Genomic DNA, 21,509 nt, shown 5'->3' on the forward strand with positions numbered 1-21,509 from the left:
CACGCGCGCTCAGCATCGGTCAACTCGATCGGTACCGCAGACGGACCCGGATGCCCCATGCACATCAGGATAAGCACTTAACCGACGAATTTCAGGCGTACGACACTAGTTCGAACAGCCACCCGTGCGAGGTCGATCAACTGTCAAGGCTCTGAACGACCTGAGCGACCGTCAAACGAGTCCAGGCCAAGCAGCGTGGGGCGTTTGAACACCCAGTGGAAACTGGCGCTCAAGTTTGGCGGATCGGAGCCGGAGGTGTACACAGCGCTGGCGATGATAGCCGCCTCCGCACGGACTACCTGCGCCGACGGCTCCAACCTCCGACTCCGTTCGTCGGGCATCGTGCACGAGGTCGCTACGACCGACTGGTTCGCCGCCTTGGTCCACCTGTGCGACAGCGGTTCAAAACAATATACCGTTTCACGCAGTCTATTCCACCGCTGCCTGACATAAAAAAACCCGCCAAGAGCAGGACGTCTCCCGGCGGGCCTTGTCGAATCGGCAGGTCAGTGTGACATCAGTTCTCGAACTAGCACACTACCGCCGCTTGTAGTGAAATTAGCTTAGAGGCGATATGGGGACCCAGCAGAGTTTCCATACCCTATGCACCCGTTGCTGCGGTCATCCATTCACACTTGAACTCGTCGACCGGCTGAGAAGAATTGTTCGTAGCATGCCAATAATCAGCAGCGGGATCCCGAGACCCCAGCAACGCGCGAACGCGCTGAAACTCCAGTCGGTATGACCGCCACTGCCCTGGATCTCGGGCGCCAGGACACTACAGATCACAGGAAGCAGAAGCAGTGCAATACTTCCGAGGGTGAGCGCTGCTCCAATCAGAATCGACTGTTGCTTCCTATACGGCCGTGCCACGAGCAGAGCCAGGGCTATGGCACACACGATGGCGGGCAGGATAACTTTGCCCGTCCAGTGCGACAACATCGTCGTCCAGTACCATCGTTCGTCCGGTATCCGGGGTTCGAAATACAAAGCGCGTGCTGGCGGGCCGGCAAGGTCTCTGAGCGTGTCCATAAAGCTTCCACCGATCAGCGCACTGACGAACACCGCCCATCGCCACCCGTTCCGATGTCTTCCGTTCAGAACGATTGTGGCACCGACTGCGGCGAGCATGCCGAGCACTACGCCCTTGCTCGCGCCGTAGGCGAACGGCACCCATTGGTTCCAGGGATAGTTCTCTACTGTGAGAGCCGTCCATGCGCCGACGGCGCCCCACGTCACAATACCGATGGCGATCCCAAGGGATAACACATCCTTGACACGCTCGCTCTCCGCCATCTTGCAGTGTCCTCCGTTGATCACATGAAGGCTGGCCATGCATGGATAATCTAGTGCATCTAAAAAGAAATTTATGACAGATGAAATATTCGACGCTGGGGCAAGTTTTTGTTAGCAACCACAGGGCTGGCCGGACTTTCACCCCCTTTAATTCTGTGGCACCTCCTTAAAGATGTTCCAGCCAGCCCCAACCCTTTATTTCCCTATCCGAAAAAGCTGTTCAATTAACCCCTGATTCCTCATTACCCTATTCGCGTACCCTTCGGCGCCGACACCCCTTCCATTCCAGTCTCTGGCGACCTTCCTTATCCTCTCCATGGTCCAGCCTGTCGGGGAGGAAGTTTCATTCCAGTGCTGATTGATGTCGGCAAGGCGCTTCGCTGCAATGAAAATGTTTTCGATTGGGTCTTGAAGTGAGGCAATGATCGCAGAGGCGTCTGCCCGGGAAAGCTTTGACCTGCTGTATCCCAGCGTGTCGGCAGCAATGCCGATTCCCATTGATATGTTTCCGAAAGACGTTGTTAAGTCCCTCTTGTCCCAGAATGCCCCTACTGCTTCTTTAAAGGTCCACTTCATGGTGTCGAACCAGTTTGGGTCTCCGCCGAGTTCCTCGTATGCCACACCCCCCAGCAGCCATGCCGGTACGCCGTAATGGGCTGCTGCCGCCTTGATGACATCTCTATATGAGTAGACCCAGGCTTTTTTGAAACTTGCAACAAGTTTGTCGGCCTTCGAGGGGCTAGGGCCGTACTTAAGCTTAAAGTACAGCTCTGCCATCTCGTTTGTCCACACCGGCCCCTTCACCCGGGCGAACTTTTTGGCGAGCTCTTTGATTATTGCGTGCTCACTGGTTCCCACCTTGGCGGATTTGGCAAGAGAGGCATGGGCGAACCCTCCGGCGCTTAGCGTGCTTTGCGCCTCAGGCGTGGGGTAGAGGGCGTTTATGATGGACCAGATTCCCTTAAGCTGATCATCGCTATAGTAAACGCTGTATGCGTTCATGTATTCATTTCTTGCTTCTTTGCTTGCCTCCCAGTAATCCTTTGGTGCCAGCCTTCCGTTAGGCATCACGCCGACTCTTTTCGCCTCTTTGTCGAGCATGAGGGGTTGCGCATTTATGTATTCAGGGGTATGAACGTAAGCGGCCCACCATCGCGCGTTCGCGTCGGTTTCGCTGCATCTGCCCCCACTGCATATGTATCCAGCCATGGGGTCGGCGGATACGTTAATGGTTGCGTGACCGGTGGGGTCGGTGCCGGTAAGCGGGGATCCGTTGGCGTAGGTGTAGCGGTTGGCCTGGACCGATGGGCCTGGGGCGAGGGTGGCGATGTCGCGGGAGGCAAACGTGCCGGCGCCGGGCTGGTACCAGCGGGCGTGCATATTGACCTTGCCGGTGTCGGGGTCGGTGTACTCACCCTGGTAGCCCAGCGTGCGGGTGGCGCCGGTGCGGTGGGTGACCTGCCCGAACGGGTCGAAGGCGGCCGAGTCGGCCAGTGCGGTGCCGGAGAAGGTGCCCACCAGGTCACCGTGCAGGTCGGTCATGGTACCCAGGGCGGTGGTACCACCCTCCTGCAGGCCGAGCAGGCCGCCGGAGATATCGCGGCCGTACTTGGCCTGGACGGCTCCGGTGCCGTCGGTGACGGCGGCGATGTCGTTGGTCAGGCCGGAGTAGACGTAGCGCTGCTGGCCGGTGCCCTTGGTGCGGGAGGTGGTCCGGCCCAGGGCGTCGTAGCCGTAGGTGACGTCGCCGTCGGTGATGAGCCGGTCGAAGGCGTCGAAGGCTAGGTTGCGGGTGACGCCCGCCTTGGTCTCGGTGGCGGTGGTGCCGCGCGGAGTGTAGGTGTAGTCGGTGCCGTCTCCCGAGGTCAGGCGGTTGCGCTCGTCATAGGTGTAGGTCTTGGCCCCGGCACCGGTGCGGTTGCCCGCGTCGTCCCAGGTGTAGGCGGTGGTGCCTGCGGGCGCGGTCCAGGAGGTCAGCCGGCCCGACCGGTCGTAGGCGTAGGTGTGGGCGCCGGCGCCGGCGGTGCCGACGGTGGTCTTGGAGGTGAGGTTGTTGTCCTTGTCCCACCCATAAGTGATCTTGGCCAGCTGGGTGCCGGAGCTGTTCTTCAGCGTGTGGGTGGCCAGCCGGTCGACGGCGTCGTAGGTGTATGCCTGGGAGTTGACCGTTCCGGCGGAGGTCTGGCTGGTCAGCCGGTCGGCGTTGTCGTAGCCGTAGGTCCAGGTGCGCCCGGTCACCGGGTCGCCTGCGGTGGCCAGTCGGCTGGCGTTGTCGTAGGTGAAGTTCGCCGTGCCGGTCGGGTCCACCCGCTGGGTGGGGTTGCCGAGCGCATCGTAGGCGTAGGTGGCGACCTGGACGGCGGCCTTGGACACCTTGGTCAGCAGGCCCCGGTCGTTGTACTCCAGGGTGTAGTCGCCGATCGCGGTGGTCCGGCCGGCCTGGTCATAGCCGAAGTCTCGGTCCGGGGTGGTGACCGAGGCGCCGGTACCGGTCTGCTTGGTGACTCGGTTGAGCGGGTCGAAGGTACGGTCGATGCGCACCCCGCCCGGCTGGACGGTGGACACCGCGTTGCCGACTGCGTCGTAGACGCTGGTCCAGGTGCGGTCGGCGGCGGCCGGGTGGGCGGTGGTGGACGGCTCGATCACCGATTCAGCCAGGCCCAGGGTGTTGTAGGTGGTCCAGGTGACGTTGCCGCGCCCGTCGGTCAGCCGGGTGCGGGCACTGCCGGCGTCGTAGCCGAACGTGGTGGTGATCGTCTTGCTGGCAGTGACCGGCTCAACCAGGGAGGTCATCCGGTTCAGCGCGTCGAAGGCGCGGGTGGTGACGTGCCCCTCGGCCGAGGTAGTGCTGGTCGGATTACCGGCCAGATCGTAACCGATACCGACGGTACGCACCGTGGCGCCGGTGCCGTCCAGGTTCTTGACGGAGGTCTTGCGCCCGGCCAGGTCGTAGACGGCCTCGGTGGCGTCGTTCAGCGCGTCGGTGACCTTGGCCTGGCGACCCCGGATGTCGTAGCCGAACGTGGTGTCGTGGGTCAGCGGGTCGGAACTCTTGGTGACTTCCCCCGCGGCGTTGACCGTGAAGGTGGTGGTCTTGTTGCCCGGCGCAACGGCCTTAGTGAGGTTACCAGCGTTGTCGTAGGTCAGCGCCGTGGTGTACGCCGCTGTCGTCGGGGTGCGCTCGATCTGGGTCTGGGTGATCTTCCGGCCCAAGTCGTCATAGGTCGCCTCGACCCGTGCGCCGGTCGGGTCCACCACGGCCAATTGCTCACCCAGCAGGTCGAACTCCGACACCCACACTCCACCCGGCCCGGACGGGCCCGGGTCCGTCTTGCGGACCGGGTTGCCGAGCGCATCGTAGTCGGTCTTGGTGACATACCCGCGCTGGTCGGTGACCTGGGTGTGGCGACCGGCCGCGTCATAGGTGAAGCTAATCGTCGGGGTGACCGCGCTGCCGCCGGGCGGAGTGTAGGACGGTGAGGTGGTCGAGGTCAGTCGACCAGATTTGTCGTAGGCCGAGGTGACGGTGCGGCCTTCACCGTCCACCTCCTGGGTGCGCAGCCCGGCGGTGTTGTAGCCGTACTTGACTGTGGGTCTGCCGGTGGCGGCGGCCGTACCGTTCTTCTCGATTGTCACCTGCGGCGCCTTAGTCTCCACCAATTGCCCGGCGATGTCGTAGCGCATCGTGGTGGTGAAGTCCGCCGCCGCGGCACCGGAGGCGTTGCCGCGCGGGTCAACGGTCGAGGTCAGCAGACCCCGGTCGTCATAGGTATTGGTCATCACCAGGTCGACAGTGCCGTTCTCCACCGTCTGCCGAGTCACCTGTCCCAACACGTTGTACTGGTAGTCAGTGATCTCAGTACGGGTGGTACCCGCCCCGGTGAAGGTCTCGCGGATGACGTCGCCAGTTGCGTCGTAGACATAAGCGGTTTTGCGGTTGAGCGCGGCCGGATCCAGCGTGGTGGAGGTCTTCCGGCCGGCGGCGTCATAGACGTGTACGACGGTGGTCTTACCCTGACCGGTGACCTGCTCGACCAGGTTGCCGACCGGGTCGAACTCGTTGGACTCCAGAACCACATTGGCCGGAGCGGCCGAGCCGTTGAGCTTGGCGTCGTCGGCGATGGTTTGCGACAGCCGGTTGTCCATCCAGTAGTTGAAAACCTTCTTTCGGCCTATCGCGTCGATCTGCCCGGCCGTACGGCCGCCGGGGTCGTAGGAGAAGGACTCCACTACCACATCCTGTGCGGGCTGCGGGCTGACCGGGCTGCCGATCCAGTCCTTCAGCGTCGTGGAGGCCAGCTGGCCACGCTTGGTGTAGGCGAACGTGGCCACCGTGTCCATCGGGTTGGTCGCCGAAGTCTGCAGGCCGGTGACGTCCCACGTGGACTCTGTCACGCCGCCCTCGGGATCGGTCACCGTCGCTACCCGGCCGTGGATGTCATAAGTGTAGGTAGTGGTGCGCGCCGGGTCCCCGCCGGTCAGGTCGGTGAGGGTCTCGGTGAGCTTGTCACCGTCGGCGTTGTAAGCGACCGTCGTCTTGGCGGTGTGGGTAACGTTGGTGACCTCGTTCTCCACCCCCGGCCCGGTCTCCGTCAGCGGACGTCCCACCCCGTCGTAAGTGAAGGTCGTGGTGGCACCCGTGGGGTGCGCGGCCGAGATCTCGGTGCGGGAGGTGATCCGGCCCACCGCATCGCGAACCGTGGTGATGACCAGTCCGGAGGGCGTGGTCTGCTCGGCGATGTCCCCAGCCGCATTGTAGCGGTAGCTCGTCTCCTCGTTCTTGGCGTTCTTCTCCGACTTCAGTAGCCCGGCCGGGGTGGTGGTGCCGCCGACCGCAGGCTCGGTGCCATCGGTGTAGGTGTAGGTCTCAGAGCGGCCCGACGGGAAGTCCGAGGTGACCGGGGAAGTCATCTTGGACACCTCACCGTAAGTGGTGTATTCGGTCGTGGTGCGGTAGGTGTTGTCGGTCTCCGAGGCCGAACGGCCGTCCCGGTAGGCGGTCACCTGGTCGTTGCGCGGGTCAAACGGATCCGAGAAGTTCAGATGGTACTTCCAGAACTCGATCGCGCACTCACCCGGCGCGCGACAATACTTGCGGGCGATCAGGTTGTCGCGTTCGTCGTAGTAGACGTTGTTAGCGATGTCGTTACGATCAATGATCTTCGACAGTGCGCCGGACAGGTTGTACTCATACCAGGTGGTGTGGTTCAGCTGGTCAGTCTCACCCAGAATCCGGTAGCCGCGCTCGGAGTCGTACAGATACGTCAGCGTCTCGTTCTTCGGGTCGGTGACCACCACCTCAGCTGCCGAAGAGTACGGGTCGAAGGTCTTGACCCCGAGCTGCCAGGTGCCGCCATTGCGGTCGGTGTGCGTCTTGAGCCGGTCGGTGGCCACGTCGTAGGTGTTGGACGCCCACACCCGGCCCGACGGCAACGTGACCGTGGTCAGCTTGTGCGGCACCTGCAGCCGGGCGCCGTAGTGGCGGGCCACCTCGGCGGCGGTCAACGGCTTGTCGTACAGCGCGACCTCATCCAGGACGCCCTTGAACGGGAAAGCCGCCTGCGGCGAGGGCACCGCCGGGGAGATCGCCGGGTCGGCGACACCGTTGCCGACGGTGGCGCTGGTACGCCAGACGGGCAGAGAACCGGTGGCGGTGCCAACCTGCGCCCCGTCCAGGTAGAGGATCTGGTTGGCGCCGACGGCCGTGAGCACCACGTGGTGCCAGGCGTCGTCGTTGACCGTCCCGGTCGTGGTGATCGGGGAGGCCACCGCGCTCAGCGAGCCGCGCAGCTTGCCGTCGGTGCCCACATACAGCATCGGCCCCCACGGGATCCCGCCGGTCTCCTGGGTTCCGGCCGCGACCAGCACGCCGGACTGGCCGGTCTTGAACCAGGTCTCCACCGAGAGTTGGTCGCCCAACTGGCCGACGATGTTGGCCGGCAGCTTCAGCGACGAGCCGGTGGTGAACTCCACCGCGGTGTCGGTGGACCCGGCCAGCGCGCCGGGCTTGCCGTAGGTGACGCCCTGGTAGGTGGCGTTGGCATTGGCCGCCCCCAGGTCGGCCGCAGTGGTACCGGAGTCCTCGCCCAGGCGCCAGTAGCCGTAGGGGTCGGCATCCAGCACGTCGCTGCGATAACGCGAGCCGCTGCCGTAGGCGTAGGTGGTGCAGTTCGGCGCGGCGACCGGCGCGCACACCCCGGTCAGCTTGTCACCGTCGTAGAAGTAGGTCCAGGTGATCGGCGAGCCACCAACCGGGTCGCTGAACACCGCGGTGACGTGGTCACCGGTCCAAGTGAAGCTCAGCGACCGGCCCCCTGGCGCGGTCACCGTCGACAGCTTGCCGCCAGTCCCGTAGGCCAGCGTCTGCGCCCGGCCCCGGGCATCAGTGACCGAGGTCAACCGCCCTTGGGCGTCGAACATATAGGAGACCGCCGACTTGTCCATCAGGCGCCACCCGCCACCGGTGACATCAGCCAGGGTGGCGAACATCCCCGGCGGGGGCTGGTAGCTGCTGCCGGTCTTCATAAACCGCACCTGGCGGCCGTCCGGGTAGGTGACCAGCGCCGACACCGCACTGCCCCGCGTCTCCTGCACCAGCTTCATGTCCCAGCGGGTCGACCAGCCCGCGCCGAAGATGCCGTCGGTGCGCGGGTCCATACTGTTGTAGGTGCGCACCACCGACAGCGGCGGCCCCGCGCTGGGCACGGTCAGGTCGGTGAAGGTGGTGGTGTAGTTACCGGCCAGCTGATGAAACTCCCGGCCCTCCACCCCGGAAGTGGCCAGCTGCGAGGTCAGTACCGGCTGGCGCACCCCAGTGACGAAGGTCCGGCCCACGGTGATCGAGGCCGAGTTGGAGATGTCGGTGATAGTGACCTGCCACCAGTACTGCTTGCCCCAGGCCAGCTTGCTCGCCGGGACCGCCCAGGTGCTCGCCCCGCCAGCTAGGGTGCCCGAGGAGGTACAGCCGGTGCCGGTCATCGACGAGTTATCACAGATCTTGAACGCGTAGCGCAACGGCCCGGACCCGGTGGTGACCTTCCCCTGCGCCCGCAGGACGGGGGTCAGGGAGTCGACCAGCATCTCGTCACGGGGGAAGGCGGCCAGCAACTCCGGCTCCCCGGCCAGCAGCGCCGCGATCGGCTGCCCGCCCGGAGCGTCCGCCTTGGCGCCGCCCTTGCCCGACCGCTCGGCCAGACGCTCTCTGGCCTCCTTACCGGTGAACCGTTCATCGGGCGGCACCGCATCCTTGGGAGGTTCGGCGTCGGCCTTCCAGCCCGTGCCGTCCACCGTGGTGGTCGTCGCCTCAGTCGTCACCAGCGAGGGGAACCCCTTGGCCGAACCGGTCAGTTGCTTGGGCGTGACCGGCTTCGGCGCCGAGATCCGCGCCACGTCGGCGACGGCCGCACCAGGTGCCGCGGGAACCAATAGTAATCCTGGAAGGGCCGCCAGTAACGGCACCATCCTCCAGCGAATCGAATGTGGGCGTGACAAATTTCGGCGCATATGCCGTCACCCTCCGAACCCTCGATGCGCATGCCAACGGCCCGTGTCACGGCATCCCGAAGGAATCTCCCATAAGGAACGAAGTGATCGATTGAGGGACATGCAGCTTGGCAGACGATCAGAAGGTATACATGCACCGTTCCAGGGAACAAGATCTACATAAGTAACAAATAAGATAAACGCAATATATGGGTGATGATGATCACCATTTGTCTGCTTGACAAGACCACGTCGGGCTGATGCGGCCTAAAATTCTCTGTTGCCCATTACGGGATGCCATAGTGCTGGCCGAAACTCAGGCAGGTATAGCCGAACAGCGGAAGCGGCTGAATAAGCCCCGGCCGACGTCGCTGCATTTCACGTCGTTCCTCCGACCGGGGACTCGCAGTACAGGCATTTAGAGCCTGCTGACAAAGGGTTAAGTGCTCGTGGGCATGAGGCCGTAGAGGGCTGGTCCGATCTTGTTGATGTAGCCCTGGTGCGACCATTGGGACAGTTGGACGCGGAAGCTGTTGACGTTCTCGATGCCGAGGACGGCGGCCAGTTCGCTTCCCTTCCAGGCTAGCCAGGGCTGAGCTGCCAGCAGTTGCAGGACCTTGCCGCGCCAGCCGGGGCTGGACAAGTGCGGAAGCGGTGGCGGGTCGCCCCAGCGACTGCTGGGGTGCCAGTCTGCCGGTTCGCGTGTCAGGCGGCGGGTCATCTGGTGCACGGTGACCCACCAGATCAGGGCTTCGTGGTGGTCGGGCCTGCGTTCATAGATGCGCACCAGGCGGCGGTAGCGGGTCAGCCAGGCGAACGTGCGCTCCACCACCCACCTGCGGAGCAGCACGACGAAACCGCGCAGGTCGTCGCTGCGCTTGACGATCGTGACGGCCAGGCCGAGGACCTGCCCGGCCCAGGTGACCAGCCGTCCGGCGTAGCCGCCGTCGGCCCAGACCGGACCGATGGTGGAGAACTTCTCCCGCAGCAGCGCCGGCACGGGATGCGCGCCGTCGCGGTCTTGTACCGACGCGGCGGTGACCATCACGCACAACAGCAGCCCAAGCGTGTCGACCATGACATGCCGTTTCTGCCCCTCCAGCTTCTTGCCCGCGTCATACCCGCAGGCCGCCGCCCCGACGGTCTCGGCCGCCCTGACCGTCTGGGAGTCCAGACACCCGGCCGTGGGCAGTTCCGCCCGTCCGGCCAGGATGCGTAGGCGGCTGCGGAGCCGTTCGGGCAGGCCGCGCCGCGACCAGCGCAGAAAGAACGCATACACCGCCTCATGCGGCGGGAAATCGACCGGCAGGGCCCGCCACTCGATCCCGTACCGGGTCACATAACCGATCGCATCCAGCATCGCGCGCAGGTCATGCACCATCGGCCTGCCCGTGACCGCGACCAGCTCGGCCATCATCGCCCGCGCCTCGGACTCCAGCACCGACCATTCGGCATCGGCCAGATCCGACGGGTATGCCGGTTTACGGCTTCGACATTCGCATCCTGGTGAGGCGCAACCGCTGGCGTTCACGGACGCAGGCGTGTAGACAGACAACCGGGCTCCTGGCCGCTGAGCTGCTTAGAGCGTGACTCATTTGGTGAGTCTGCGGTAGCAGATGAGAGCCGCTGCGAGAGCGACGAAGGACGCGAAGTGATCGGCTCGGCGCTCGTAGCGGCGGTGCAGTCGGCGGTATCCGTTCAGCCAGGCAATCGTGCGCTCGATGACCCACCGATGCCGGCCCAGGCGCCGGCTGGACTCCACACCGCGACGGGTGATGCGCGGGGTGATGCCGCGTTGCCGCAGGAAACGCCGCACGCCCGGGTAGTCGTAGCCCTTGTCTCCATGCAGCCTGGCCGGTCGGCGACGGCGTCGCCCGCGCCGGGAGCGGATCGGCGGGATGCCACGCGCCAAAGGCTCGACGGCCAGGCTGTCATGAACGTTCGCCGCCGAGATCGCGACAGAGGGCGGCAGACCGGTCCGTTCGGTGATCACATGGATCTTCGCCCCTTTCTTGCCGTGGCCGACAGGATTCGGACCTGTCAGTTCCCCCCTTTGACCGCTCGCAGGCCGACCGAGTCGATCGCGCACCGCGACCAGTCCAGCTCACCTCGGGCGCCGAGCTCGTCCAGAATGATCCGATACAGCTTGGCCCACACCCGGGCGGCGCTCCACTCGGCGAAACGACGGTTCACGGTCTGCCAGGAGGCGCCGAAGATCGGCGGGAGCCGGCGCCAGGCGCATCCGGTGGTGGCCACGTACACGATCGCGGCCAGGATCATCCGGTCGTCCACGCGCCGCCGTCCACCGCCTTGTGGTCGGGTAGGTGTCGGCGGGACCGCGCGCTGAAACAGCTCCCACAATTCATCAGGGACCAGTCGCTGAAGGAATGCATCCACGCCATGTCCAACGAGCAACCACCAAATGAGTCACGGTCTTACCCGCCATGAGGCCCAGGGGTTGCCCTATCCCCATCTGGCAACGGGAACATACGCGTCGGCGCTCACGCCGCCGACAGGGCGTGTTGGCGGTGTTGGCTGGGCTGCTGGTGGTCGCGGTTGTCACCACGGTGACTGCCATGCGCTCCGGTCAGGAGGCCGACCGGCAATGTGCTCTGGCGCTGACCCGCAGCACCCAGACCGCATCCCGGGAGGCGTCCGCCTCCAGCCAGTCCCTTCCCGGCGATCTGGTGATCTCGGCGCGACTGGCCGCGGCGGCATGGGCCATCGCCCATACCGGCGAAGCATGGACGAGCATGGCCGTGCTTTCAGCCAGCCCTTGCGCGCAGCCCTGACCGGACACACCGACGATGTGGCCTCGGTGGTGTAGTCCGGACGGCAAGCGCCTGGCCAGCACTGGAATCGACAGGGTCGACTCAGGCGAGGTGTCCATCCTGTGGGGGGAAGCTCAGCGGCGCTCCGGCATAGCGGTCCCGACCAGACGGGTACGGTGCCGCTCACGCAGGACGACCGCGCCAAGCCGTACGCGCTGGGCCTCCAGGAATGCCTGGTCCTTGCCCATCAACTCGTGCAGCGACTGCTCGCGGACGCCGAGGATGAAGACACGCCGGAGCTCTCCGAGGCCCGGCCGTTCACGGCTTCCTCTCCTTCGTTCACCCAGCGAGATCAGCGATATGGACAGGACCGGCGCGGGCGTCGGCCGTGATCTTCCGATCTCCCAGGACAGGCAGCGAGAGCCGTAGGACCACCTGGACGTCGGCGATGCCGTAACCGTCGATGGAGCACCGCACAAGCCTGGCTCCGTTGCCGACGGCCAGCGAGGACGCCTCGGCACAGCCGCGTTTCGGATCGGCCAGGGCCAGGCGGGCGGCGGCGAGCGCGCTCAGGTCGGCGGCGCTCCGGACCCGGTGGCGGGCGACCCTGGCCGTACCGGCGAGCACGATCGCACCCGCCACCACGAAGACCACCACCATAAGCCCGACCCCCCAGATCGTCGCCACCCCCCGCTCCCCTCCCCCGTTCTCCCCGCCTCCGCTCCCCTCCGCCATCTCCCCCAACTCCCTCCGCCGTCTCCGCAGCCCCCTCCGGCCGCCCCTGTCGTCTCCGCCGTTTCCCCCACTCCTCTCCGCCGTCTCCATAACCCCCTCCAGCCCCCGTTTCCACCGCTCACAGCTCTGCCTCCGGACTCACCGTTCCGCCTCCGCTTCGGTGGCGGAGACAGCGGCCGCATGGACGGTGACGCCGGGAAGTGAGACCCCCCAACTGGGTCTGACGGTCACCGACACCTCCACCCGAGTGATCTCCGCCCCCCGGGTCACCACAACCCGCGAGCCCGGCGGAGCAGCGGCCAGAACATCGCCTCGCACCCGCTCCAGCGACTCACCCCGTGACGCGGCCCGGGCGCCCGTCCGGGCCGCGTCCACACATTCGAGCCGCGCCCCGACCACAGCCACCGCCCACAACACAGCCGCCAGCACCACCACGACGGCGGGCAGCACGACTGCCGTCTCCGCGGTCACCGACCCTCGCGACCGGTGAGGGACGGTGACCGACGCCGCAAGGATCATCCGGCCACGCTGAGCGCTCGATTGATCAGGCCGCTGATCATCTGCTGGACCTCGGAGCTTGTCACCACCTTGAAAAGAAGCGCCGCGAAGGCGCAGGCGGCGATGGTGCCGACGGCGTATTCAGCGGTGGACATGCCCCGGTCGCGATGCGGCCCCGTGGTCAGCGACGCCCAACGGGCGCGCAGCCGTCGCCGCCGGTCACACCGGGTGTCGCCCCTGGTCAATGGAGCCATCGTTTCCTCCTGGAATTCCGGCCGGATCCAGCGCCCGGCACCGGTCACACCAGTTTTCTCGACGAAGGGGTGGCTCGAAGGACGTGAACGCCGTTGTGTGGATAACCCCGGGACACCCGGAGAGCCCCTGTGGATAACTCAGTCCTGTGGCCAATTCAGGGAAGCAGCACGTCGCCGGCGAGACCGGCCACGGTGGGGATGATGCCGAGGAGGACGAATGCGGGCAGGAAGCAGAGTCCCAGAGGAGCGACGGCCTGCACCCCCACTCGCCGGGCGGCGGCCGTCGACGCGGCGCGGGCGGCATGGCGGGAGTCATCGGCCAGCCTGGTGAGAACGTCGGCCACCGGAGCACCGCTGAGGGCGGCCCGACCCATGGTGCGTGCCAGCGGAGCCAACGAGCGCTCGGCCGCCAGAGACCGCCAGGCCTCCTCCGGCGCGGCCCCCAGCCGCAGCTGTCCACTCACCCAGGCCAGCCGACCGCCAAGAGGTCCGCCGACCGCCTCCACCGTGATGTCGAGGGCACCGGTGATCGGCTGCCCCGCGCGCAGGCACGCGACCATGAGGTCCGCCGCCAGCGGCAGGTCCGCGACCACCCGTTCGCGTTCCCGACGGAGCCGAGGCGGCTCCCGCCTCCGGATGACTTCCAGGGTGAATCCAAAACCGGCCATCCCCGCGACGGCTCCCGGCACGGCGCCGACGAGGAGGAACACCGTCACCCCGATGGCGGCGCAGATCATCGTCTCCTGCCGGCTGGGGCGCCGCTTCCCCGCCGTTTCGCGGATTGCCCCCGGGGGCGCGACGTTCACGGACCGTTCCTGCGGCGGAGAAGCCCGAGAGTGCCGCTCCCCGAGCCGCGCCCCGGCTGTCCAGGCCGACGGCGGCGATCTCAAGGTCCGGCGAATCCGCATGGAAGGATCATGGAACGGCGTCCACAACCACCCCGCGACCCCGGCGAGCACGACGGCCAGCATGCTGATCATCGAGTCTCCTGTCAGGACCGCTGCGCGCGGAGGACCAAGCGGTGTGTCCACCACAGGCCGCACCCGTCGAGGGCGAGGCCACAGGCCAGGCAGGCCACTCCCGCCGGGCTGCCGAACAGGAAGCCCAGCGGGCTCATGCCGAGCCCCGCCGCCATCAGCAGGCCGAGTGCGGGAAGGCCCGCCAGCAGGCGAGCGGTGGCGCGCGGACCGGCGAGTTGGGCGGCGACGTCCTGGCGATGGGCATGGGCCTCTCTGAGGGAGTCCGCGACACGATCGACCAGGACGGACAGTCCCGCACCGGTGGTCGTGCTGACCCGCCAGCAGGCGGCCAACCCCCGAAACGCCTCACCTCCCCGCTCGGGGGCCACCGCCAGCAGAGCCGCGGGAATGTCACCGCCGTCTCTCGCCGCCGCGATCAACGGGCGGAGTGCCACAGGATCGGGAAAGTCCGCGGCTGACACGGCCCTGACCAGTGCCTCACCGGCCGACCGCCCGGCGGCCAGTTCGGCCGCGAGTCCCTGGCACAGCTCCATCGACGCCGTCCGCCAGGCGGTCGCGCGTTTCGACGGCCGGGAGAGGCCGGTGAGCCTCTTGAGCGGGGAGCGCGATCCGCGGGGACGACGCCTCTCCATCCACCGCAGACGAGCCGTTCCCGGGTCAGGTCCCGTCCACAGCCACACCGCCAGGGCGGCGAGGAACACGGCCGCTCCCGTCACCGGATTCCCCGACGGCCGTCTGGGTGAGGATGAGGAGGTTGTGGAAGGGAAATGCCCGGGGCTCGGGCCGCCAGGGCGGGGAAACCCGGGCCGGTGGCCACGTGACCCTCCGGAGAGAAGGTGAGGGCGGGTTCGGCGTCGACCAGCCCCGAGGAACGACGGGTCATCATGCAGATCTCGGCCACCCTGCGGCGGCCGTCCGTGTGATCACGGGCAAGGTGGATGACGACGTCCAGGGCGGCGGCGATCTGGCTGTGAACCGCCTCACGGCTGAGACCCGCGGCGCAGGCCAGGGCCTCCAGGCGAGGGGGCACGTCGGTCGCGGTATTGGCGTGCAGGGTGCCGCAACCCCCTTCATGGCCGGTGTTCAGGGCTGCGAGGAGGCTGACCACCTCCGCGCCCCTGACTTCACCGACGACCAGCCGGTCGGGGCGCATGCGCAGGGCCTGCCGTACGAGGTCGCGAAGGCGGACACCGCCCGCTCCCTCAAGGTTGGCGGAACGGGCCTCCAGCCGCACCACGTGGGGGTGGAGCGGCCTCAGCTCGGCCGAGTCCTCGACCAGCAGCAGCCGATCACCGGGGTCGGCCAGGGACAGCAGGGCGGAGAGCAGGGTTGTCTTTCCCGTGCCCGTGCCCCCGGTGACCAGGAAGGCGAGCCTCGACTCGATCACGGCGGTGAGCACGGGAACGGTGTCGGCTCTGATCGTGCCCGACCGAACCAGGTCGGGGAGGGTGAAGGTGCGGCGGGGAGGGAGGCGCAGCGACAGGCAGGTGCCACCGGGCGCCACGGGTGGCAGGACCGCGTGCAGCCGGACGCCTCCGGCGAGACGGGCGTCGACATAGGGGCACGCGTCGTCGAGCCGCCTGCCCGCCGCCGAGGCCAGGCGCTGGGCGAGCCGGCGGACCGCCTCCTCTCCGGGAAAGACGATCGACGTGCGGCGCAGTCCACGGCCGTCGTCGACCCACACTTCGCCAGGACCGTTCACCAGCACATCGGTGACGTCGGCCTCGGCCAGCAGCGGCTCCAGCGGACCGGCTCCGATCAGGTCCGCGCACAGGACACGGGCCACCGCCAGGATCTCCGCGTCGCCGAGCACCGCGCGCTCCGCTCTGAGCGCGACCGCGACGTGCGCGGCACTGGGCTCGACCCCGCTCCGAGCCAGCCGTACCCGGACAGCCTCCACCAGCTCGGAGGAGACCGTCGTGGGGGTTTCCGCCCGCTTCACGCCTCGGCTCCGAGGAGTGAGCGCAGGAACGAGGCGCAGAAGCGACCGAGAGGGGTGCGCCGACCGAGTGGAGGAAGGTCACCGCGGTTGAGTGCGGCCACGAGCCGGGGTTGATCGGGGAGACCACCCGCGTACGGCATGCCGAGCGAGGCCGTGACCACATCGTCGTCCAGAACGCCACTGCGCACGACGGCCCGCACCTCGCCGGTGTGTTTGCGCAGCCCGGCGAGCACCTGGGCCGCCGCGAGCACACCGCGCACGTCGGCGGTGACGACCAGCAGAGTGGTCGTGGCCCTGCTGAGCGCCTCCGCGGCGGCGTGGTCGGGGTGACGGGGCAGATCGACGACCACCAGATCGAAGCCTCTCCAACCCGCTTCGAGGACGGAGCGCATCGCCTCGGCGGGAATGGTCTCGACCTCGCCGCGATGGAAGGAGAGCAGGGTCAGCCCCGCGAAAGTGGGCAGCGCCGCCTGAAGCGCGGTGAAGCTGACCCTGCCCTCTCGGGCGACCAGATCGGACCAGCGCGCACCGTCCGCCTCCTCCTGCCCGAGAAGCAGGTCCAGACCACCGCCGAGCGGGTCGGCGTCTACCAGGAGGGTGCGCAGGCTCTGCCGGGAGGCGCTCAGCGCCAGCGCGGCGGCCAGGACGCTGGCTCCGGCTCCGCCTCGGCCGCCTGCGACGCACACCACCAGCCCCGCTCTCGCCGCCGGTTCCACGGCGTCGGCGAACTCGTCGACCAGCTGCCGCTCCGCCGAGGGCAGCTCCAGCACGGCCTGGGCCCCGACCGCGACACACTTGCGCCAGGTGTCGGGGTCGTCGGGAATGTGGGTGACGAGGAGGACCCGACGCCTGGGCGGCGGCGCGGTGGCGGCCAGGGCGTCGGCCATGTCGCCGCCGACCACGACCAGTGGAGCGCGGTTCCAGTAGGGCCGGGCGTGTGCTGGGACGTGGGCGACGTCAAGCTCGACCCCTGCGGCGGCGGCGACACGGAGCAGATCGTCGAGCAGGTCGTGGTCATCGGTGATGACCAGGGGGCGGTCCGGGCGGTCCAAGAGTGCCTCCCTGAAGTTCGGGAGACCCACTTTCGGAGAGAAGCCGTCCTCGCCAGGCCACCGAACGGCGTTCTGTGGATAACCGAGGAACCCCTGACGTCACCTGTGGACAGGCGCCGCCCGAGATACGAGACGACGGGGAAGGCGAGGTCAGGAGAGGGCGGGGAACCGGGCAGCCGGAGGGGCTCGGAGGCCGAGTGTCCAGGAGGGCGGACGGTCCGGCCCCAGAGCCGGGACCGGGCGAACTCCAGGGCTCAGGACCGGGACCGGGGGCTCAGGGCCAGGACTGGGAAGCGGAGCAAGGGACGGGGGCAGGGGCGAACCCAGGGCTTCGGACCGGGCTCAGGCTCGGGGCGGACCAGAGCTGAAGCGGGGTTGGAGGTCGGGAACCCGGTCGGGGCCGGGGCGAGGCCGAGGCGGGGCCGGATGACGGAGGGCGGGTGGTCCTGGAAAAAGTGGCGACCCCCGCCGGGGGGGGAGGGCGGGGGTCGCCAGCCGGTCCGGCTCTGGGGGGGTAGAGCCGGTCCCGTTTAGAAGAAAGTCTTCAACGGTTAACCAGGGTATGGCCAGCGTATTGCAAGGCGGCCCCGTGCACACTCACTCAAGTTTGGGAGATACCACCTCATGCTGCCCGATCAACGTGAGTTTCGTCGAGGAGTAATCTCCATTTTCCACTAGTTTTTTTCAATGTAACGATCGCGTATCTGATCGTCAACCAATCGGACACGACCCTAATGGGCCCGTTTTCGATCACTCAGGGTGACCAAGATCGAGATCGCGGGGCGGCCAACCGGCTCCCCCTTTGGGGGAAATGCGCCATATGGGAGCTTTGTCCATGAATGTCCCTTGATCTGTAAAGGACTTGGTGCCGGGGGTTCCCATCAGACCGGATTCGTCGTACAAAGAGGGAACGGACCAGTTGTCCGGGCACGACCACCGGGCACCCACGTGCCGCCGAGCCGCGGGAGGCACGTTCGGGACGGGTTTCGGCCTGTCTCGACGATTATCAGGTGCACGCATGGTAACCCGGCGGGTCGTGCCGGCGACGGCGCCCCATACCAGGGGCGCCGTCCGCTGTGTCCAGAGGACGACCGACCTGAGGGCGCATCCGTGTCAGCCCCGCCCCACGGTTCTCCGTGGCCGGCCCGCCGTGCGGTTCCTCCACAACCGGCCGCGCCGCGCGGTTGTCCGTGATCAGCCGCGCTGCATGGCCTCGCAGATCGCCGTGGCCTCGCGCACGCCGAGCGTGGTCGCCGAGGCGCAGTGCCGTATCCAGGTCGCGACCCCTTCGGGGGTTCCGCTCAGGTAGGCCCTCAGGCTTTCCGGGTATGCCGGGCCGAGTTCCAGGTGCCCGAGCTCGACGGCCGCCAGAGACTTCGGGTCCAGGCCGAACTCCATCAGGGTCAGCCGCTCGGCCGCCCTCGCCACCACCCCGTCCGCCGATCCGAACGGCCGCAGCACGGCCAGTTCGGCGTGCGCGACGGCGGCGAGCACCAGCGCGGGGGCCTTGGAGGGTCTGGTGACGAGGTCGACCAGCCCGTCCACCCTGGCCACGGTCTCCTCCGGCCCCGGCGCGGCGCCCAGGCCGAGGGGGTCGGACGCCTCCACGGAGGCCCTGGGGCGTCCGAGGTCCTCGGTCAGGCCGGCGGCGGCGAGGGTGTGCAGTCTGGCCAGCACCTGACGTGGGGCGGTGCGCCAGGTCGGGCCGAGTCTCCCCAGCTCGGCCGAGACGCGCAGCGCGCCCTGGACGACGGGGTCGGTGGCCTCGGGGATGGCCTCAAGCGGGATGTCCACCCCTTCCAGCGCGGCGGAGGCGCGGGCCCCGCGCAGGGCGGACCTGGCCGACACCTCCGGGCTCTTGCGCCGCAGCACGCGATGCCCGTAGAGCCGGTCCACGGCCTTGCGCGTGTCGTTGACCGCCTCGGACACTCCCGGCAGTTCGGCGATTACCGCCAATGGGTCGCTCACGCTTCCCGACCATACCGGCCGGTAGACGAGGCGCCGACCTGCCCCTCAGGTGCACCGGCAGACGCTTCGGCCCCACACGTCCACGCCCCGCACGTTCTCGGCGCGCCTCCGCGGCACCGTCGCGGCACCCGGCCGCATGACGGCGCGGGGCAGCCGCCGCGGACCTCTCGGGTAACCGGCGCGGACTTACGGACACACCATAACTCCCGCCACAGGAAGGGCTTTCGCCCCTCCTCTCCCTGGCGCACACCGCGGATCGGGGCGCCCTCGCGCGCGCCGCCACACTAAAGAGACTCGGAATAGCATCTTCTACATTCCCGCGATGTCGAAAGGGCAACGTTTCTGCGACAGTTGTTGTCCGGTCAAGGCGCTTGTGAACCATATGGGGCGCTATCACCGGTTGGTACAGACCTGTCTAGACCTCTTGTGGCGGACACCTCTGGCCTGGTGAAGTGGGACACGACCACCTGACCGGCAGTACGTAAGGAGTACGCAGTGGCCCCGGAGACCCCTGGTTCCGAGTCGCGTGAGACCCAGGAGACGCTGTCGAACCTGCTGCACGAGACCCGGCGGTTCGCCCCTCCTGCCGACCTGGCCGCGGCCGCGAACGTGACCGCCGACGCCTACGCCGAGGCCCAGCGGGACCGCCTGGCGTTCTGGGAGAGGCAGGCGGACCGGCTGACCTGGTCCAAGCGCTGGGACACCGCCCTTGAGTGGAACCCGCCCTTCGCCAAGTGGTTCGTCGGCGGAGAGCTGAACATCGCCTACAACTGCGTCGACCGCCATGTCGAGGCCGGCCGCGGTGACAGGATCGCCTACCACTGGGAGGGCGAGCCCGAGGGCGACAGCCGTACCCTCACCTATTCCGACCTGCGACGCGAGGTCGCCAAGGCCGCCAACGCGCTGCGGGAGCTGGGGGTCGGCAAGGGCGACCGGGTCGCCGTCTACATGCCGATGATCCCCGAGCTGCCGATCACGATGCTCGCCTGCGCCCGCATTGGCGCGATCCACTCGGTGGTGTTCGGCGGGTTCTCCGCCGCCGCCCTCAGCGGCCGGATCAAGGACGCCGACGCCAAGGTCGTGGTCACCGCCGACGGCGGCTACCGACGCGGCGCGCCCAGCGCGCTCAAGCCGACCGTGGACGAGGCGGTCGGGGAGTGCCCCGGCATCGAGCACGTGCTCGTCGTACGGAGGACCGGCCAGGACGTGGCGTGGACGGACAAGGACGTCTGGTGGCACGACGTCGTGGACCGGCAGTCCGAGGTCCACGAGGCGGTCCCGCACGACGCCGAGCACCCGCTCTACATTCTCTACACCAGCGGCACGACCGGCAGGCCCAAGGGCATCCTGCACACCACCGGCGGCTACCTGACCCAGGTCGCCTACACCCACCACGCGGTGTTCGACCTCAAGCCGGAGACCGACGTCTTCTGGTGCACCGCCGACATCGGCTGGGTGACCGGCCACTCCTACATCGTGTACGGCCCGCTGGCCAACGGCGCGACCAGCGTCATCTACGAGGGCACCCCGGACACCCCGCACCGCGGCCGGTTCTGGGAGATCGTGCAGAAGTACGGGGTCACGGTCCTCTACACCGCGCCGACGGCCATCCGCACGTTCATGAAGTGGGGCGACGACATCCCCGCCAAGTACGACCTGTCGTCCCTGCGCATCCTGGGCAGCGTCGGCGAGCCGATCAACCCCGAGGCCTACACCTGGTACCGCGAGCACATCGGCGGCGACCGTACCCCGGTCGTGGACACCTGGTGGCAGACCGAGACCGGCGCCATCATGATCAGCCCGCTGCCCGGCGTGACGAGCGGCAAGCCCGGCGCGGCCATGCGCCCGCTGCCCGGCATCACCGCCGACGTGGTCGACGACCAGGGCAACAGCGTGGGCGACGGCGGGGGCGGCTACCTCGCGATCCGCGACCCGTGGCCGGCGATGCTCCGCACGATCTGGGGCGACGACCAGCGCTACATCGACACCTACTGGTCGCGGTTCGAGAACGTGTACTTCGCGGGCGACGGCGCCAAGAGGGACGCGGACGGCGACATCTGGCTGCTCGGCCGGGTGGACGACGTCATGCTCGTCTCCGGCCACAACATCTCCACCACCGAGGTCGAGTCGGCCCTGGTCTCCCATCCGAAGGTCGCCGAGGCCGCCGTGGTCGGCGCGACCGACCCGGTGACCGGCCAGGCGATCGTGTCGTTCGTGATCCTGCGCGGCGACGCGGAGGAGGGGGAGGACATCGCCGCCGAGCTGCGCGACCACGTGGCCAAGACGCTGGGCCCGATCGCCAAGCCCCGTCAGATCCTGGTGGTCCCCGAGTTGCCGAAGACCCGCTCGGGCAAGATCATGCGGCGTCTCCTGCGCGACGTGGCGGAGAACCGCAGCGTCGGCGACGTCACCACGCTGGCCGACAGCACGGTGATGAACCTCATCTCCCAGAAGCTGCCCGGCACCAAGGGCGAGGAGTAGGCGCGGCGGGCAAGGCGCGGACCCCGCGAGCAAGGGTCCGCGCCTTTTCG

At 67.6% G+C, this 21,509-nt stretch carries 14 protein-coding genes; 2 read left to right on the plus strand and 12 right to left on the minus strand.

The window, feature by feature from the left end; all coding sequences use genetic code 11:
* Positions 1–621: 621 nt before the first annotated feature.
* The 4 genes from ACWEF2_RS06330 to ACWEF2_RS06345 form a co-directional block, all read right to left on the minus strand.
* Positions 622–1,296, minus strand: coding sequence for a hypothetical protein (locus ACWEF2_RS06330; RefSeq protein WP_453812447.1), 675 nt, complete (start codon positions 1,294–1,296; stop codon positions 622–624).
* 195 nt (positions 1,297–1,491) lie between these two features.
* A complete protein-coding gene (locus ACWEF2_RS06335; protein ID WP_453812449.1) occupies positions 1,492–8,721 on the minus strand; it encodes an RHS repeat-associated core domain-containing protein in 7,230 nt (2,409 codons plus the stop codon).
* A gap of 496 nt (positions 8,722–9,217) precedes the next feature.
* The gene (locus ACWEF2_RS06340) at positions 9,218–10,309 is read right to left on the minus strand and encodes an IS5 family transposase (RefSeq protein WP_453812451.1); all 1,092 of its coding nucleotides are present in this window, start codon (positions 10,307–10,309) and stop codon (positions 9,218–9,220) included.
* Between the two features lie 60 nt (positions 10,310–10,369).
* Positions 10,370–11,175, minus strand: a protein-coding gene (locus tag ACWEF2_RS06345; RefSeq protein WP_453812453.1) for an IS5 family transposase whose coding sequence is annotated in 2 segments (ribosomal slippage) — positions 10,370–10,824 and positions 10,824–11,175 — 807 coding nt in all. Because the reading frame shifts where the segments join, the coding sequence is not laid out codon by codon here.
* A 131-nt stretch (positions 11,176–11,306) separates the two neighbouring features.
* Here ACWEF2_RS06345 and ACWEF2_RS06350 point away from each other — a divergent pair.
* The gene (locus tag ACWEF2_RS06350; protein ID WP_453812454.1) at positions 11,307–11,570 is read left to right on the plus strand and encodes a hypothetical protein; all 264 of its coding nucleotides are present in this window, start codon (positions 11,307–11,309) and stop codon (positions 11,568–11,570) included.
* A 318-nt stretch (positions 11,571–11,888) separates the two neighbouring features.
* Here the strand turns inward: ACWEF2_RS06350 and ACWEF2_RS06355 are convergent, their stop codons facing one another.
* The 8 genes from ACWEF2_RS06355 to ACWEF2_RS06390 all read right to left on the minus strand — a co-directional run bounded on the left by ACWEF2_RS06355 (position 11,889) and on the right by ACWEF2_RS06390 (position 18,978).
* Complete coding sequence (locus ACWEF2_RS06355) at positions 11,889–12,284, minus strand: Rv3654c family TadE-like protein (protein WP_453812456.1); 396 nt, start codon at positions 12,282–12,284, stop codon at positions 11,889–11,891.
* A 138-nt stretch (positions 12,285–12,422) separates the two neighbouring features.
* Positions 12,423–12,755, minus strand: coding sequence for a TadE family type IV pilus minor pilin (locus tag ACWEF2_RS06360; RefSeq protein ID WP_453812458.1), 333 nt, complete (start codon positions 12,753–12,755; stop codon positions 12,423–12,425).
* 44 nt (positions 12,756–12,799) lie between these two features.
* On the minus strand, positions 12,800–13,036 hold the full coding sequence (locus tag ACWEF2_RS06365; protein ID WP_453812459.1) for a DUF4244 domain-containing protein: 237 nt from the start codon (positions 13,034–13,036) through the stop codon (positions 12,800–12,802).
* A gap of 155 nt (positions 13,037–13,191) precedes the next feature.
* Entirely contained in the window at positions 13,192–13,842 is a 651-nt protein-coding gene (locus ACWEF2_RS06370) for a type II secretion system F family protein (RefSeq protein WP_453812461.1), read from the minus strand.
* 185 nt (positions 13,843–14,027) lie between these two features.
* On the minus strand, positions 14,028–14,732 hold the full coding sequence (locus ACWEF2_RS06375) for a type II secretion system F family protein (RefSeq protein ID WP_453812463.1): 705 nt from the start codon (positions 14,730–14,732) through the stop codon (positions 14,028–14,030).
* A complete protein-coding gene (locus ACWEF2_RS06380) occupies positions 14,729–15,958 on the minus strand; it encodes a TadA family conjugal transfer-associated ATPase (protein WP_453812465.1) in 1,230 nt (409 codons plus the stop codon). The genes ACWEF2_RS06375 and ACWEF2_RS06380 overlap by 4 nt, the downstream gene beginning before the upstream one ends.
* Positions 15,955–17,010: a septum site-determining protein Ssd gene (gene ssd / locus ACWEF2_RS06385; RefSeq protein WP_453812467.1), complete on the minus strand. Its 1,056-nt coding sequence runs from the start codon at positions 17,008–17,010 to the stop codon at positions 15,955–15,957. The genes ACWEF2_RS06380 and ssd overlap by 4 nt, the downstream gene beginning before the upstream one ends.
* A gap of 1,194 nt (positions 17,011–18,204) precedes the next feature.
* Positions 18,205–18,978 (minus strand): oxidoreductase, encoded by a 774-nt coding sequence (locus ACWEF2_RS06390; protein WP_453812469.1) that lies wholly within the window; start codon positions 18,976–18,978, stop codon positions 18,205–18,207.
* Positions 18,979–19,473: 495 nt separating this feature from the next.
* Here ACWEF2_RS06390 and acs point away from each other — a divergent pair, with 495 nt between their 5' ends.
* On the plus strand, positions 19,474–21,459 hold the full coding sequence (gene acs, locus ACWEF2_RS06395; RefSeq protein WP_453812471.1) for an acetate--CoA ligase: 1,986 nt from the start codon (positions 19,474–19,476) through the stop codon (positions 21,457–21,459).
* Positions 21,460–21,509: the final 50 nt, after the last annotated feature.

This window comes from Streptosporangium sp. NPDC004631, from assembly GCF_053601935.1.

Bases quoted from the DNA above. Each gene is read 5' to 3' on its own strand.
- ACWEF2_RS06330 (WP_453812447.1), bottom strand. From the start codon at position 1,296: ATGGCGGAGAGCGAGCGTGTCAAGGATGTGTTATCCCTTGGGATCGCC.
- ACWEF2_RS06365 (WP_453812459.1), bottom strand. From the start codon at position 13,036: ATGGCTCCATTGACCAGGGGCGACACCCGGTGTGACCGGCGGCGACGG.
- ACWEF2_RS06355 (WP_453812456.1), bottom strand. From the start codon at position 12,284: ATGGCGGAGGGGAGCGGAGGCGGGGAGAACGGGGGAGGGGAGCGGGGG.